Origin of the sequence: Nocardia stercoris, assembly GCF_003696265.1 — a bacterium.
Classification (GTDB): domain Bacteria; phylum Actinomycetota; class Actinomycetes; order Mycobacteriales; family Mycobacteriaceae; genus Nocardia; species Nocardia stercoris.
Window position 1 is genome coordinate 258,760 of the sequence record NZ_RFFH01000001.1, and the last position, 15,449, is coordinate 274,208.

Consider the following 15,449-nt stretch of genomic DNA (forward strand, 5'->3'; position numbering starts at 1 on the left):
TATGGTGGGCGGGTGCAGACTCCCGTTCACCTCGTCATCGGCGCGGGCCCCGGCCTGGGCGCCGGCATCGCCCGCCGGTTCGCGCGCGAGGGCTACTTCGCCGTCCTGACCACCCGGCACCAGGAGCAGGCCGACGACCTGGCCGCGCAGCTGACCGCGGGGGGTTGCGCGGCAGCGGGTTTCGCGATCGACCTGCTGGATGCCGCCGACGTGGCCCGGGCGGTGACCGCGGTCGGCGAGCGGTACGGCCGCATCGACGTGCTGCATTTCAACCCCAGCGCATGGCGGGAGAAGGACCCGCTGCAGTTGACCGCCGCCGAACTGCTCGAGGACGTCATGCTGGGCGTCGGGGCGCTGCTGCCCGCAGTCCAGGCGGCGCGCCCGTTCCAGCGCGCCGGGTCCCGAGTCCTGGTGACCGGCAGTGCGGCCGCGGACAAGCCGTGGCATCGCGCGGCCTCGCTCGGGGTGCAGAAGGCGGCCGTCCGGAATCTGGTGACCAGCCTGGACGCGACGCTGGCGCCGGAGGGGATCCGCGCGGTGGCCGTGCAGATCAACGGATTGCTGGCCGCGCAGGGTCCGTTCTCGCCGCCACCGATCGCGGAGGCGATGTGGCGGGCGGTGACTCGTCCGGACGAGTCGTGGACGCCGCACGTGTCCTACGACGGCTGAGTGCTACTCCGCGGGGCTCCAGCCGGGGCCCCGGAAGAGGTAGCCGAAGGCGGCCCGCCAACCGTCGGCGCTGCGCAGATCGTGTGCGATGGCGGCGAATTCGTGGGTCGCCACCCGCAGTGGGTTGTAGGTGTCGATGTTCGTGGTGAGGCCGTAGACCACACGCTCGCCCTCGGGTTCGAAGGTGCCGAACAGCCGGTCCCACACGATCAGGATGCCGCCGTAGTTCTTGTCCAGGTACTGCGTGTTGGAGCCGTGGTGCACGCGATGATGCGCGGGCGTGTTCATGACGAATTCCACTGGGCGCCAGAGCTTTCCGACCCGCTCGGTGTGGATGAAGAACTGGTAGAGCAGGCTGATCGACTGCTGCAGCAGGATCATCCAGGGCGCGAAACCCAACAGCGCCAACGGCATCCAGAACGGCAGGGCGGAGAACGGAGTCCACGGCTGGCGCAGCGCGGTCGACAGGTTGTAGTGCCGGCTCGAGTGGTGCACGACATGGGTGGCCCAGAACACCCGAATGGTGTGGTGGGTCCGGTGATACCAGTAGTAGGCCAGCTCGTCGGCGAAGAACAGCGCGACCCAGGTGAGTGGATTACCGGCGGGCAGATGGAACGGCGCCACGAGGTAGATACCGGCGTAGACGGCCACCACTACCAGTTTCCATCCGATATTGATGAGCGCGTTGCCGATTCCCATGATCAGGCTGGTGCGGGTGTCGCGGGCCTCGTAGCCCAGTTCCTCGTCGTCGGGCAGGTAGCGGAACGAAAGCCCTTCCAGCACAACGGAGACCAGGAAGACGGGGATGGCGTGCAGGATCAGATCGAACAATGGTGGATCACTCTCCGGGCGTGGACTTTTCGATTCCGGTGACGAAGTGCGTCAGCAGCTGTTCGGCGTGCCGGTAGGCGCCCTCGCCGTCGCGGGCGAGGAGCAGGCCGGCGAGCGCGATGCGGAGTGCGCGGGCGGAGTACTCGCCGGCGATCCACTCCGCGACGATCGGCAGGCCCACGTCGTCGAAGGTGGCGAGCAGTGAATTGAGGGCGAGCCGGTAGGCGAGATTGCCCGAGCCGTCGACGATCCGGGTCCAGAACTCCAGATCGGCGTCGGCGTACTCCTCGACTGTGCCCGCTTCGGGGAAGGCGTGCGCGAGCTCCGAGATGCGTTCCAGCTCTTCGGTGGACGCGTTCGCGGCGCACAGCCGCGCCGCGTCGGACCCGATGGAGCGCCGCATGACCGCGATATCGCGCACGAGCTCGAGCGGCGGCACGACGCCGGCCGCGACCAGCGCGCTCAGCGTCTCGAGCCGCGCGTTCGCGCGCCAATCCAGCACGCGGGTCTTCCCGCCGTGGCTGATCCGGATCAGCCCGGCCTGTTGCACGCGCTTGAGCGCTTCCCGCACCGCGTGCCGGTTCACCTGGAACGACAGGGACAGCTCGCGCTCGGCGGGCAGAGTGTCGCCCGCGGCCAGCCGGCCGCTGAGGATCTCTTCGACGATCCGGACGTAGGCGGCATCGGAGACCGCTGTCCGGGTAATGGGTGCGATGTCCACCGTTGGAGGTTAGGTGGTCAACAGGATACACGTCAACTGGTGTAACCAGTTCTGGCCGGTTCGCACCGATGGTGAGCCGGACAGGTCCCGGCGCCGCTACGATCTGGCGATGCCCCACACGATCGACAACCCGGCCCGCGGCGTTGGAGGGTGAGGCGGCCGGGTTGTTCCGGCGCCCCGCGCGGCACCTGGAGGAACTGCTGACCCGGGGTTCGGTGGCGGGGGCGGAACCCCGAATGCGTGGTGCCGCAGACAAACTCGTCGAACGCGCGCAGACCGCGAAGGACGTCGAGTCCACAGGCATGCAGGCGGCCGAGCCTCCCGGCGGGCGCAGGATCGACGACGCCACGCCCGTTGTCTCGTCCGCCGCCCCACCGGGGGTGACCCATCTGCCGCGGCTGCCGCCGCTGGGTGACATCGTCGACGCCGCTCAGCGCGGGGCCTCGCCCGCGGAGATCACCGCCCTGCTGAAGGGCCTCGAAGGTCCCTACGGCAAGTTCCGGGTCGAAGGGGTGACGCTCCAGCGGGGGCTGGCAGGGATCTCCCGTGACTCGGACGGCAACGCCTGGATCACCGTGCGGATGCGCGTCCACAACGCCGACGGCGCGGTGGTGGGCAGCGTGGAACGGCGATTCGGCCGCGATGCCCAGGGCCGCCTCGTCGTCGTCCACCAGTACACCTCGCTGGTGCCCGCCGCGCGGCGGCAGGGCTTCGCGACGGCGTTCAACCGGGCCACCGAGGCCTACTACCGCGCCTCCGGCGTGGACCGCATCCTGGTGAACGCGGAGAAGGACGGCGGATTGGTCTGGGCGAAGGCCGGATTCGGCTGGGACACCGACGGCTACTCCATGATCGAATCCGGCCACAACATCTCCGACCGCGCCGAACGCCTCATCCGCCACGGCAACCTGACCGACGCGGAGATCGCGAATCTCCGTGAGGTCCAGTACCTGCTGTCCCAGCCGCCCGAAACCTGGCCCACCCCAGCCGAACTCGCGAGCCGTACCGCCGACGGCCGGCCTATCGGCGAGACGTTGATGCGCGACAGCGTCTGGGCCGGCATGAAGAAGCTGTGATCAGTCCACCGCGGCGGCGTAGCGGGCGGCGAGCGTGCGGATGTGGGCGACCAGTTCGGGTGGGTCGTCGACGCGGAAGTCCATCATCAGCATGCTGAGGTAGACGGCGATCGTTTCCAGGGTGTCGGCGCCGGTGTGGAGGACGCAGCGGGTGGCGTCGACGGGTTCGACGACGCCGACGGTCGGGTTGATCCGGGCGATGACGGTTTCGGCGGACTCCAGGACGGTGACCTTGGCGTGGACTTTCCAACCGGCCGTGGCGATTTCGCGGAGCACGAAGGCGACGAGGTCGGTGTCGGGGAGGGCGCGGGGCGCGAAGTGGTGGGTGCCGGTCGTGACCCGGTCGAGGTTGGCTACCGGAAGTGCCTGCCAGGCATGGGTTTCCAGCGAATAGGCGACCAGATACCAGCGGCGTTGCCAGCTGATCAGGCGGTACGGCTCCACGCGGGCGTTGTCGGCGTCGAGCGCCCGCCCCGAGCGGATCGCAGCCGCGATCGTGGCCAGGGTCTCGGCGGGGACCGGCGCCTCCGGCTCCACCGACCCGGTGTCCGCCGGGCCGATCTCGGTCGCGGTGCGCAGCGCGATCACCTTGTGCTGCAGCCGTTTCGGCAGGATCTGCTCGATCTTCGCGAGCGCGCGGGCCGCGTTCCGGTCGATCTCGGCCAGGCCGGTCGACCCGTCCTCGGCGACCCCGATCGCGACCGCGACGGCCACCGCCTCGTCGTCGTCCAGCAGCAGTGGCGGCATGGTCTTGCCCTGGCCCAGCCGGTAGCCGCCGACGGGTCCGCGCTCGGCGTGCACCGGGTAGCCCAGCTCGCGCAGCCGGGCGATGTCCTGGCGCAGGGTGCGGTCGGTGACACCGGTCCGCTCGGCCAGCTCACGGCCGGTGTAGGTCCGGTCCTGCAACAGCGACAGCAGCCGCAGCAGACGGGTAGTGGTCGAGGTCACATCGGCACCGCCTTCTTATTAGGAAGAAAACTAGCCTAATCGGTTCATAGGCTTATCTCACAAGCGCAGAACAGAACGAGAGGCAGAACCATGAACGACACCATCCACGCCGAGCCCGCCACCGCCCTCGCCCCCGTCTGGCGGACGGTTCTCGCCGACTCGCACCGCGCCCTGGCCGAGGTCGTCGCCGGGATCGCCGACGACCAGTGGAACCTGCCCACCCCGTGCGCGGAGTGGACGGTCACCCAGGTGATCCAGCACGCCGCCGCCGACCAGCTGGCCTTCGCACAGGCGCTCGGCGTCGGCGCCGGCCCGGCCTACGACCCGTTCGCCCCCTCCGGCAGCCTCACCGGCACCGCGGCCGACCTGGTCACCGCCGCCCTCGACGAGGCCACCACCGCCTGGGCCACCGTCACCGACACCGCCGAGGCCGTCCCCACGCCGCTCCCGCACGGCGCGCTCCCCACCCCGGTGGCCGCCGTCCTGTGCGCGCTCGACGCGGCGGTCCACGCCTGGGACCTCGCCGTCGCCACCGGGCAGCCGTCGCCGCTGACCGACGAACTGGCCGCCCACCTGCTCACGGCCGCCACCGGCACCATCGAACCGCTGAGGCAGTGGGGCGCTTACGGTCCCGTCGTCGCGGGCACGGAGGGTTCGGCCACCGGTGCGCTGCTGAACTACCTCGGCCGGGATGCCCGCAACTGAGTCGTTCGGCCTGAGTGCACAATCTTCGGCTTCTGCCGGCAGTTCATGCCGGATCGGCCCGATGATTGTGCGCTCGGGCCGTTTCCGATCAGAACTGGGAGAAGTCGGACAGCAGCGCCCCGGTCTCGTCCGGGTCCTCGATCATCGGCGTGTGACCGCAGGGGAGTGATTCGAGGCGGACACTGGGAACGCGCAGGTAGTCCTGGTAGGACCCCGGCTGCCAGCGCTTGTCCGCGGACCCGTAGATCACCATGGTGGGCAGGCCGAGGTCGGCGAGGCGGTCCGGCTCCGGCCGATCCCGCAGGTAGACGTCCGACGCGTTCGAGGTCGCGGTGAGGCTGCGATAGGTCATGCCGCGAACGTCGGCGACGATCCGGTCGGGAATCGGAACGTCGCGAGTGAAGGCGCTGCTCAACGAGTATCGGATGGCGATGTCGGGGAGCAGTGGCCACACCGGCCGACCGATCGCCGGATTCATCAGCAGATCACCGGCCGGCCCGTTGTCGGTGAACGCGTCCAGCCGCGCACCGGTGTCGATCAATGCGATGGCCGCCACCAGATCGGGGCGCTGCTCGGCCAGCGAGGTGACGACATAGCCACCCGTCGAATGGCCGACGACGACCGCGCGGTGCACCCCCAGCCGATCGAGCACCGCCGCAACATGATTCGCCTGCTCGTCCATCCCGTACCCGGTGTCGGGTTTGGCCGACGCACCGTGCCCGAGCAGATCGATCCGCACCACGTACCGATCCCGCAGCGCGGGCAGCACCGGATCCCACCATGCCGTCGATCCGGCCAGACCGTGCACCAGGACAACCGCATTCGTGGCGGGAACGCCGTTCATGACCACGTGGATGTCACCGTCGGGGAGGTGGATCGTCTGCTCCTGGGAGGTATCCGGCGCCGCTGTCGCGGTATCGGCGGCGATCATGGTGCCTGGTGTCCGGGGTGCGGTGCTCGAGGTGCCGGGTGCGGAGTCCGTGGTGTCGGTTGCGGTGACCGGGGTGCCGGGCTCGGCGCCCGTGGTGCCCGGTGTCGTTCCCGCGATGCGGTTTCCGGGCCCCACAACACCTGGCCCGGCTACGGCGATTCCTGGTGTGGCGCCGGCGAAAAGGGTGGCCGATACTCCCACGATCAGGAGCGTGGCCCAGCGGTGCCGAAACGATCTTGTGGCAGCGGTGTTCTGGTTCATGGACTCACTGTGCTGGGCGACCACCACGCGAGTCTTGAAGAAATGTTCGCGACGAAAGCGCCGGTTCACTGTTGCCGGAGCCGACCTATCATCGAGGCGTGGAGTGGGAGATCGCGAGGCCGGCCCGGGCGCTCGCGGTGCGCGGAACGGATATGGCGGGCTTCCGGATTCGTGGTGCTGCCCCGGCCCAGCTGCGTGCGGTTCCCCATCCGGCGGTCACGGTCGCCGTCACCATCGGTGACCACAGCTTCGATATCGGTGCCACAGATGGCGACTGCGGCGGCCCAACGGCTCGAACCCCTTCCGGCAGTGTGGCTCTCGGCCTGAACGTCGAGGCCGTTCCGGTGCGGGTGCGATCCGTCGAATGCGTCCAGATCCGCCTCGATCCGGTGGTGGCGCCCGCCCTGCTCGGCTGTCCGGTCGCTGAACTAGCTTGCGGCGCAGTCGTGCTCGACGACCTCTGGGGCTCGGACGCCCGGCGGCTCGGCGAGCGCTTGGCCGAAACATCCGGCTGGGCGGCCCGTTTCGCAACCGTCGAATCGGCGCTGGTGGCACGGCTGCGCGAAAACCGTCGCGCCGATCCCGAAGTCGCCTGGGCCTGGCACCGGCTGGTCACCACCCGCGGCACCCATCGCGTCGAATCCCTTGCGGCAGAAGTCGGCTGGAGCCGCCAACGCCTGTGGTCCCGCTTCGGCACCCAGATCGGCCTCACCCCCAAACGCGCCGCCATGCTGGTCCGCTTCGACCACGCCGTACACCGCCTGGTCCGCGGTGACCGCCCCGCCCAAGTGGCCGCCGACTGCGGCTACGCCGACCAATCCCACCTGCACCGAGAGGTGGGCGCGTTCACCGGCACCTCGATCAGCTCGGCGGCAACCGAACCCTGGCTCACCGTGGACCGCGAGGCCTGGCCGTCGACCTGCTGACTGCCGCGACCGGAACGATCGGACCGTCCATTACGGTGCACACGGCAGCGTCGTGAGCAGCAACCGCCGCCTCGACTCATACGAGATAGTCAGAATTAGATCGATACGATACGATTATGACTATGTCCGGAGTCGGTGTTGCCGAAGCCGCCGCGGTACTCGGTGTGCAGCCCCAGGCTGTCCGGAAGATGCTCCGAGAAGGTCTGCTCGAATACGAGCCGGGCTTGCGGGGAATCGCCGTAGTAGTCAGCTCGGCATCGCTGGCCCGGTTGCAGGCGATGCGGGCGCGAGGCAGCGGCAGGCCTTGGTCGGAGCGGACTGCCTGGGCCGGCATCGACCTGCTTTCCGGCGGCTCTGCCGGCTGGTTGACTCCGCAGGCCCGGTACCGATTGCGCCGTTCGGTCGAGCAGCAGACAGCCGACGAATTCCTGTGGTCGGCCCGGCGGCGGGCGTCGGTGTATCGATACCGCGGTGACGCCGAGGCCGTCCCACTTATCGCTGCCCACGTAATACCCACCGCCGCAAGCGCTGTCGCGGATGACGCGCGTGTGGCGGCGGCGTTCGGCCTGGCCGGTGGATCCGGCATCGTGGACGGGTATGTGCCGGCCGGTGTCGCACAACAGATCTCGGCTGCCTACGCTCTCGCGGAGGATCCTGGCGGAAATATCGTGCTCCGTGAGGTGACGTTCACCGAACCTCTGGCGAACGGTACGCCGATGCCCGCTATTGCCCTGGACCTGGCCGACTCGCCGACAACCCGCGAGCGGTCCGCCGGTATGCGGTACCTGGAAGGGGTGCTAGCGCATGGTCGATCGAGTTAACGAGGACGGGCGTGAGGTCTGGGAGGTGGATCCGATCGCTCGCGAATCCGGCACCTGCACGACGCGCTCGGTTCGCCGGCGCACGAATCGTGGACGCTACTCGAACCGAGCAGACGGGTTCGAGCCCAGGACGCACTACGGGTCCTCGCCGCCAACCCCCACCATCGGGAACTGCCACGAATTCCATCGATTCGCAGTTGATCCGGAGAGGTTCGGATGGTGCTGATGCTGATCGAGATCGATGAGCAGGTGCTGCTGTCACAGATGTTTTGGTGACGGTGACTGCACGGCGTGCGGGAGCAGGTCGGTGCCCTCGGGGCAAGCCGTCGCGCAATACGCTGGGAGCATGAGACGGTCGGATCCGAATGTTCCGTTGACTGCCGAATCGGCGCTCGAGACCGCGCGGGAGATCACGAACAGTCGCGGCACTCTGGTGCGATATCCGCACGCGGGGCTCGAAAGTGCCCGGTACGGGCGAGGTTTCGCGTTCGTGGAGACTGTCGGGTCGGACGACGGGGGTCGGGACTGCTATGTGCTGGTGACGACGACCGGCTGGGCGCACGGGGCGCTGTCGTCGCCCGCGCGGACCATGGACGCGGTGATCGCCGAGCATCTTGCCAAGGCCGAGCACGTCAACCGGGAGATCCTCGACGGGGAGCTCTCGCCGGCGCATCTGGTCGCGCTCGAGGCCTACGACCGTGGGCTGCCTCGGATCGCCGACGTCCCCGGGGCCGGGGCGATCGATGCCGCGACCACCGATTACGCCGAGTACCTGCTCATTTCGCTGCGCCGCCATCGCGGTGAGCCGATGTCGGGGCGACAGATACTCGCCCACAACGATTTCCTGCTGCAGGGGCCGGAGGTCGGTCGCCGCTACACGCAACCGTGCCCGCACTGTGGCCGGCCGGTGATGCACGCGCAAAGGTATCCGCGTGCGGTCTGCGACGACTGCCGCGCCCGCACCACCGACCGCGCCGGTCGCCGAATCACCGGGTACAACACCAGTTTCAGCGGCGGCATGATCGCGTACTACACCGACACCCTCGGGGAGCCGAACGACCCGGCTGCCCGCGAGGAGTGTGTGGAGGTCACCCGAACCGGCTTGTGTTTCATCGACGGCGTTGCCGCGACCATGCGCGAGGCACGGTTCGGCGGGATCGTCGTCCAGCTCGGCGACCCCGAGTCGCCGGCAGGGCCTACACGTTGAAGCGGAACTCCACCACGTCGCCGTCGGCCATGACGTAATCCTTGCCTTCCATGCGGACCTTGCCGGCGGCCTTGGCGGCGGCCATCGAGCCGGTGGCGTCCAGGTCGGTGAAGGCGACGATCTCGGCCTTGATGAAGCCGCGCTCGAAGTCGGTGTGGATGACGCCGGCGGCCTTGGGCGCGGTGTCGCCCTGGTGGATGGTCCAGGCGCGGGATTCCTTGGGGCCGGCGGTCAGATAGGTCTGCAGGCCGAGGGTGTGGAAGCCGGCGCGGGCCAGGGCGTGCAGGCCCGGCTCGGTCTGGCCGATGGACTCGAGCAGCTCGAGCGCGGACTCGTCGTCGAGTTCGAGGAGTTCGGATTCGACCTTGGCGTCGAGGAAGACGGCGTCGGCAGGCGCGACAGCGGCCTTCAACTCGGCCTTCTTGGCGTCGTCGGTCAGGATCGACTCGTCGGCGTTGAACACGTACAGGAACGGCTTGATGGTGAGCAGCGACAGCTCGCGCAGCGCCTCGGCGTCGACCTTGTCCCCGGCGGCGAACAGGGTCGTGCCCGCGTTGAGCAGCTCCTGCGCGGCCTTGGCGGCGTCGGCGACCGGCTTGCGGTCCTTCTTGACCTTGGCTTCCTTCTCCAGCCGCGGGACGGCCTTCTCCAGGGTCTGCAGGTCGGCCAGGATCAGCTCGGTCTCGATGACCTCGATGTCGGCCAGCGGATCGACCTTGCCGTCGACGTGGATCACGTCGTCGTCGGCGAACACGCGCACGACCTGGCAGATGGCGTCGGCCTCGCGGATGTTGGCCAGGAACTTGTTGCCCAGGCCGGCGCCCTCGGAGGCGCCCTTCACGATGCCGGCGATGTCGACGAACGACACCGTCGCGGGCAGGATTCGCTCCGAACCGAAGATCTCGGCGAGCCGGTTCAGCCGCGGGTCGGGCAGCGGCACCACACCGACGTTGGGCTCGATGGTGGCGAACGGGTAGTTCGCGGCCAGCACGTCGTTCTTGGTCAGCGCATTGAACAGCGTCGACTTACCGACGTTGGGCAGCCCGACGATTCCGAGGGTGAGACTCACGAGTGCAAGAGTCTACCCGGGGCGTCCGGCCGCCCGTCCCGCACGGGCTCGTGCCCCTGATTCTGGGGTCTACCGCCGCCGGCCACCACCGTGCAACGCTGATTCCGGCCGCCGCCGGGGGGCGGCCGGGCGCCCTCGGCGCCGTCGTGCGTACGCACATGCGGAAGCGGCCGCTGACCGGCGTCGAGGGGTGCCGGTCAGCGTGACCCCGCCAGCGGGCACAGCCGCCGGCTGCAGGGTGACCTGGCCGGTACCTACGGTCCGGTGCGCACTCGGCTTTCGTGGGGCTGGGTGCGCACCGGACTGCGCGGTTGCGCGGCGAGCGGGGTTCAGTTCAGGTAGGCGGTTACCGCATCCGCGATGGCGGTGGCGAGGCGGGCCCGCCCGTCCGGGGATTCCATGGTGGCGATGTCCTCGGCATTGCGCATGTTGCCGCATTCGACCAGTGCGGTGGGCCGGTCGGAGATGTTCAGACCGGCCAGATCGCTGCGGCCGTAGAGGCCGTCGGAGCCGATGTAGGTGGCGGGGGTGAAACCGGCCGCGACGAACGAGTCGCGCAAGGCCGTAGCCAGGCGGACCGAGTCGTCGCCCTGGGCGTCGTTCAGGGGCGGGGAGGCGTAGTTCATGTGGAAACCGTGGGCCGTCGCCGGGGCGCCGTCGGCGTGGATGGAGACCACGGCCGCCGCTTGGTTGCGGTTGCCGAGCAGCCCGCGTTCGTCCACGCAGGGACCGACCCCGTTGTCGTCCGTGCGGGACATGATCACGTGGAAACCTTTGGCGGACAACGCATCCCGGACGAGTTCACCGACCTCCCAGTTGAATTCGTGCTCGGTGTATCCGTCGTCGGCCGCGGTACCGGTGGTGTTGCAGGCCTTGGTGCCGCCGCGCCCGTCGGACACCTGACGGTTGATCTCGCCGGGATGCGCGGCGCCGCCGCCATTGTGGCCGGGATCGATCACGACCACCCGCTCGGCCGGGGAAGCAGCCGGTGCCGGTGCCGCGGCCGGTGCGCTGGAAACCGGCGCCGTTTCCGGCGCCGCGTCCTTGGCCGACACCGATTCACAGCCGGCGAGCATCGCGGCGGCGAACAGGACAGTCGGAACGATCCAGCGGCGGCTCATGTGCCCCACGCTGCCACATCCGCGCCCGGATTGCCGGATGCGGCAGGGGCAGGACAGCTCGGGCACGGTCCTCAGGCCGGCCGGATCGGGGCCCGTGGGGCGGCGCTGGGGGCCGACGGATTTCCGGGTCGGCCGGGTGCGATCGGCGCCCCGGAAGGGGTGGGCGCGGGCGCGGTCTGCGGCGGCTTGTTCGCCGGGACCGCGTCGGGTCCGGGCGGGCTCGGGTCGAACGGCGGCGGATTCTGGACGTCGAACATCGGATTCGCGCAGGTGGCACCGGGTTCGGGGTAGGTGTACGGGTTGCGCAGCAGCGCGGTCACGAAATGGTCGATCCGCTTGTCGTTCGGGTCGGAGAGTTTCAGCTGGTGACCCCAGGACTGCAACGAGATCGGCTGGTCCAGGCCGGGATACGGTGACATCACCATGCCGTCGATGCCGATCACCTTGGCCTGCAAGGTCTTCAGCGCGGAGCCGGAGATCCGGGCGGGGTCGTAGGTGATCCAGACCGCGCCGTGTTCCAGATCGTGGACGAGGTTCTCGCTCCGGACCGGCGTCGGGTAGACGACGCCCGAGCACACCGCCCAGTTCGCGTCGTGCGCACCACCCATCGGCGGACTCTGCTCGTAAGCCACCCGCTGGTTCGGACCGACGTGCACACCGGCGGGGTAGTCCTTGTGGACGATTCCGGGGATGGCGAGAGACGGGTCCTTGTTCGTCGCCCTCGGCGTGTAGTCGACCGCCGCGTCGTCCGTCTTCCCGTGCCGCACAAGGACGAAGACGGTGCCGCCGACCAGCACTGCGACGAGGACCGCCAGCAGAGTCAGCACCAGGGCGATCGGGCGGCGCGGCTGCGCCGGGGCCGGTGGCAATGCAGCGCCGGGGGATTGCGGTGGCACGGGCGCGCCCGGGTGCGGACCCGGCACCGCGTCGTGCGGTCCGTTCCCCTGCGCTGGGTCGGTGGGCGACTGCCCGGGCGCGTCATCGTTCACGCGGATCACCGTGCCATACCCGGCATTCGCCTGCCGGGCAGGCGGGCGACGTGTCCCGGTCTCCGGATCAGCCCGCGTAGACCTTGGCCACCGAGCCGTCCATGTTGAACGCCACATAGCCTCCGGTGCCGTGGTCGCCGCTGATGTACACCGACATCTCCGGCTGGTCGTCGTTGACGAAGTAGAAGTCCGGATCGATGACTATGTAGCGGCTGGTGATCTTCGGGACCTGCAGCTTCTCTGTGGCGGTCGCCAGCATCGGCGTGATCAGATCCCAGTTGATGGTGTCCGGTGCGACCAGCGGATTGTTGCTGTCGACTTTGCTGCCGTCGCTCTGGGTGACCGAGCCGTTGCGGTAGGTGTACTCGTCGTACACATTCGGCCGATTCTTGAGCACCACATTGGCGATCAGATACTCGGGGTAGATCGTGAGGCTGGTGAACTGGTTGTTCCCGGCCTTCTGTTCGATGGCCTGGATCGCTTTTCGAGTTCCGTCGGGAGTCAGCAGGTCTCCGGCGGGCTGCGCCGGAGTGCCGCCGCGGGTCGGGGGAGCACCCGTTACCGGCACGCCCGGCGGCGGAGCGATGATCGAAGTCCCGGGCCCACCCGTCGAGGTGGATGCCTTCGGCGTCGAATGCCTGGACGCCAACACGATCGGCACCGCGATCGCCGCGACGAGCACCAGCAGCGGCACGACGAGCCACGGCACGCGCGAGGCGGGGGTGCGCGGGCCGATCGGGGGCGGCATCGCGATGTGGGAACCCGGTGCGGGAAGCGGGATTCCGTCCTGCGGTCCGGTGCCGGGGGCGGCGGAGTAGCTGTAGGGCGGGAAGGCCGCTCCACCGGTGGTTCCGGCGGCCGGTGAAGGCCCGGACGGGTACCCGGCGGCCGGATTCGGCCCGGACGGGTATCCGGTTGGGCCGGAGGGGAATCCCGGAGCCGGTGTGGGCCCGGACGGGAATCCGCTCGGCACGGACGGAAACCCGGTGCCGGTGGCCGGTACGGATGGGAAACCGGTACCGGTCGGCGGGAAGTTCGAGAGAACAGTCGTTGCGGACGCCGCGCCGGTACCGGGCGGAACCGCCGTTCCGGGCGAGATCACCTGCGCCAGTAGCTGATCCAGCTGCTCGGCGGAGGGACGCCGGTCCGGATCGGGTGTCAGCAGGGCCTGCAGCACCGGCGTGAGCGCACCCGCGTTGCGCGGTGTCGGCACCTCGCCCTGCAGGACGGCCGCGAGGGTGGCGACCTGCGAGTCCCGGCGCATCGGCTGGTATCCCTCGACCGCGGCGAACAGCAGCAGGCCGAGCGACCACAGGTCGGAGGCCTGCAGCCCCTCGCGGCCGTTGAGCCGTTCCGGCGCAACGTAATCCAGTGAGCCCACGACACTGCCGGTCGACGTCAGGCCGGTCAGGCCGGTCATGGTCGCGATCCCGAAATCGGTGAGAACGGGCGAATCATCCTTGCGGAGCAGGACATTCGCCGGTTTGATGTCGCGGTGCAGGACGCCGGCCGCGTGCGCGGCGCGCAGCCCGGCCAGGATGCCGCGGCCCAGGGTGGCTGCCCGTTCGACCGGAATGATGCCGCCCGCCAGCACATCCGACAGTGATCCGCCGTCGACCAGTTCCATCACGATCCAGGGATGAGCCTCGGCGGGCGAATCGACGATATGGTGCACCGCAACCACATTCGGATGCCCGATCCGCGCCAGCGCCTGCGCTTCGCGGAGCACTCGTTCGCGCTGCACCGCGGCGGGGGTGGAGTCCTGCTCGGCGGTGCGCACCTCCTTGAGCGCCACGTGGCGTTGCAGGACCACGTCCAGCGCCCGCCACACTGTTCCCATACCGCCACTACCGAGCGACTCGATCAACTCGAAACGCCCGTCGACCATCGTTCGCCCGGATTGCACCGAGTCAGCGTAGGGCCAATCGGGATTTCGTGTGCGGCGCACCCGGATATCCGGAGCGGAAAACGGCCGGAACTACTGATTGCCAAACCGTCCGATGCGGTCTTACCGTGTAACCCAACCGTGCATTGGCCGGTCTGCGAATGCGGCGAAAACCGCGTTCAGCACAGGGGTCGCGACGCGCCGGGCGACACGCCCTCTGTGCTGCGGAATTTACAACTCGCCTGCAGTCGCGACGGCGCGTGTTCGATTATCGTTCATCTCACTATCCGATGCTGCTGCTGGCGCGCCAGAGCTGGTTCGTCGTTCGGCGTTCGAGGGCCGGCGGCGCCGGTTCGAGCAAGCCGGAGACCGTCCCGAAAGATCCGAGGGAACGTGCCTGCACCCCTTTCCTTGACCGGTCGTCTCGTACGGCTGGAACCGCTTGCGCCGCATCATGTACCGGGCCTGGCCGAGGCAGGCATCGGGGATACGGACGTGTTCGGGTTCACCCCCGTTCCCAGCGGGCCGACCGAGGCGGCCCGCTATGTCGCCGATTCCATCTCCGGAATAGCGGCCGGTACCTCGCTGGCTTTCGCGATCGTCGGGGCGACGTCGAATCGGGTACTGGGCTCGACCAGATTCACCCGGTTCGACTATTGGCAGGGTCCGCTGGTGTGGCCGATGGTGCACGGTGCGCCGCAGGGCGACCCGCTGCTGGCGATCCCCGACGCCGCCGAGATCGGCAACACCTGGCTGGCACCGCAGGCCCGCGGCGGCGGGGTCAACCTCGAATCCAAATTGTTGCTGTTGCAGCACGCGTTCGAGGTCTGGCGGGTCCGGCGCATCGCCATGCGCGCCGACGTCCGCAACCGCCGGTCCATCCAGGCGATCGAACGGCTCGGAGCCACCAGCGACGGCGTGCGCCGCGCGCATTCGCGCGGGCTCGACGGCGAGATCCGCAGCACGGCCTTCTACTCGATCCTGGACGAGGAATGGCCGACGGTCCGCGCCACCATCGAACGGCAGCTCACGGCCCACAACCGCCGGCTGCAAAACGCCTGATCGGACATTCTCCGGCCGGTCCGATCCACCGTCGCAAGGTTCCGTTCGCCCGATTCGCGGTGATAGCGGTGGCCTATACTGGCGGTGTGATCGGGTCGGCCGCCGGGTACCACGGTCCGAACGGCGAGACGGCGGTCGGCATCCAGGACCTGCTCCAACCGCTGTAACTCGATCGGAGTCGGCCTTTCGGCTCCCACAGCCTGCGCCGGTGAGTGGTCGGAGGCGGT

The 15,449-nt window shown here is 69.1% G+C and carries 15 protein-coding genes; 7 read left to right on the forward strand and 8 right to left on the reverse strand.

The window, feature by feature from the left end:
• Positions 1-12: 12 nt before the first annotated feature.
• Complete coding sequence (locus tag EBN03_RS01095; protein ID WP_122185950.1) at positions 13-669, forward strand: SDR family oxidoreductase; 657 nt, start codon at positions 13-15, stop codon at positions 667-669.
• Between the two features lie 3 nt (positions 670-672).
• On the opposite strand, the gene EBN03_RS01100 is transcribed toward EBN03_RS01095, so the two are convergent.
• Together EBN03_RS01100 and EBN03_RS01105 are read right to left on the reverse strand one after the other, a co-directional pair.
• Entirely contained in the window at positions 673-1,500 is an 828-nt protein-coding gene (locus EBN03_RS01100; RefSeq protein ID WP_122185951.1) for a sterol desaturase family protein, read from the reverse strand.
• Between the two features lie 7 nt (positions 1,501-1,507).
• Positions 1,508-2,221 carry a FadR/GntR family transcriptional regulator gene (locus EBN03_RS01105; protein ID WP_122185952.1) on the reverse strand — a complete coding sequence of 238 codons (714 nt, stop codon included), beginning with the start codon at positions 2,219-2,221 and terminating at the stop codon, positions 1,508-1,510.
• A gap of 236 nt (positions 2,222-2,457) precedes the next feature.
• On the opposite strand from EBN03_RS01105, the gene EBN03_RS01110 reads away from it, so the two are divergent.
• Entirely contained in the window at positions 2,458-3,297 is an 840-nt protein-coding gene (locus EBN03_RS01110) for a hypothetical protein (RefSeq protein ID WP_147471424.1), read from the forward strand.
• On the opposite strand, the gene EBN03_RS01115 is transcribed toward EBN03_RS01110, so the two are convergent.
• Positions 3,298-4,245 carry a helix-turn-helix transcriptional regulator gene (locus tag EBN03_RS01115; RefSeq protein WP_122185954.1) on the reverse strand — a complete coding sequence of 316 codons (948 nt, stop codon included), beginning with the start codon at positions 4,243-4,245 and terminating at the stop codon, positions 3,298-3,300.
• Between the two features lie 90 nt (positions 4,246-4,335).
• Between EBN03_RS01115 and EBN03_RS01120 the strand changes: the two genes are divergently transcribed.
• A complete protein-coding gene (locus EBN03_RS01120; protein ID WP_122185955.1) occupies positions 4,336-4,950 on the forward strand; it encodes a TIGR03086 family metal-binding protein in 615 nt (204 codons plus the stop codon).
• 88 nt (positions 4,951-5,038) lie between these two features.
• On the opposite strand, the gene EBN03_RS01125 is transcribed toward EBN03_RS01120, so the two are convergent.
• A complete protein-coding gene (locus EBN03_RS01125) occupies positions 5,039-6,142 on the reverse strand; it encodes an alpha/beta fold hydrolase (protein ID WP_233608021.1) in 1,104 nt (367 codons plus the stop codon).
• Between the two features lie 98 nt (positions 6,143-6,240).
• Here EBN03_RS01125 and EBN03_RS01130 point away from each other — a divergent pair, with 98 nt between their 5' ends.
• From EBN03_RS01130 to EBN03_RS34420, 3 genes are all read left to right on the forward strand, one after another.
• Positions 6,241-7,068, forward strand: coding sequence for a helix-turn-helix domain-containing protein (locus EBN03_RS01130; RefSeq protein ID WP_233608022.1), 828 nt, complete (start codon positions 6,241-6,243; stop codon positions 7,066-7,068).
• A 116-nt stretch (positions 7,069-7,184) separates the two neighbouring features.
• Entirely contained in the window at positions 7,185-7,889 is a 705-nt protein-coding gene (locus EBN03_RS01135; RefSeq protein ID WP_147471425.1) for a DNA-binding protein, read from the forward strand.
• 346 nt (positions 7,890-8,235) lie between these two features.
• Positions 8,236-9,096, forward strand: a complete 861-nt coding sequence (locus EBN03_RS34420; RefSeq protein ID WP_199742555.1) for a hypothetical protein — start codon at positions 8,236-8,238, stop codon at positions 9,094-9,096.
• Here EBN03_RS34420 and ychF read toward each other — a convergent pair.
• The 4 genes from ychF to EBN03_RS01160 all read right to left on the reverse strand — a co-directional run bounded on the left by ychF (position 9,086) and on the right by EBN03_RS01160 (position 14,181).
• On the reverse strand, positions 9,086-10,165 hold the full coding sequence (gene ychF / locus EBN03_RS01145) for a redox-regulated ATPase YchF (RefSeq protein WP_122185957.1): 1,080 nt from the start codon (positions 10,163-10,165) through the stop codon (positions 9,086-9,088). The two genes, EBN03_RS34420 and ychF, sit on opposite strands and share 11 nt — an antisense overlap.
• Before the next feature lie 329 nt (positions 10,166-10,494).
• Positions 10,495-11,241 carry an N-acetylmuramoyl-L-alanine amidase gene (locus tag EBN03_RS01150; RefSeq protein ID WP_407671079.1) on the reverse strand — a complete coding sequence of 249 codons (747 nt, stop codon included), beginning with the start codon at positions 11,239-11,241 and terminating at the stop codon, positions 10,495-10,497.
• A gap of 116 nt (positions 11,242-11,357) precedes the next feature.
• Positions 11,358-12,275, reverse strand: a complete 918-nt coding sequence (locus tag EBN03_RS01155; RefSeq protein ID WP_407671062.1) for a DUF3105 domain-containing protein — start codon at positions 12,273-12,275, stop codon at positions 11,358-11,360.
• A gap of 67 nt (positions 12,276-12,342) precedes the next feature.
• Entirely contained in the window at positions 12,343-14,181 is a 1,839-nt protein-coding gene (locus EBN03_RS01160) for a serine/threonine-protein kinase (protein ID WP_147471426.1), read from the reverse strand.
• 372 nt (positions 14,182-14,553) lie between these two features.
• Here EBN03_RS01160 and EBN03_RS01165 point away from each other — a divergent pair, with 372 nt between their 5' ends.
• Positions 14,554-15,222, forward strand: coding sequence for a GNAT family N-acetyltransferase (locus EBN03_RS01165; RefSeq protein WP_233608023.1), 669 nt, complete (start codon positions 14,554-14,556; stop codon positions 15,220-15,222).
• Positions 15,223-15,449: the final 227 nt, after the last annotated feature.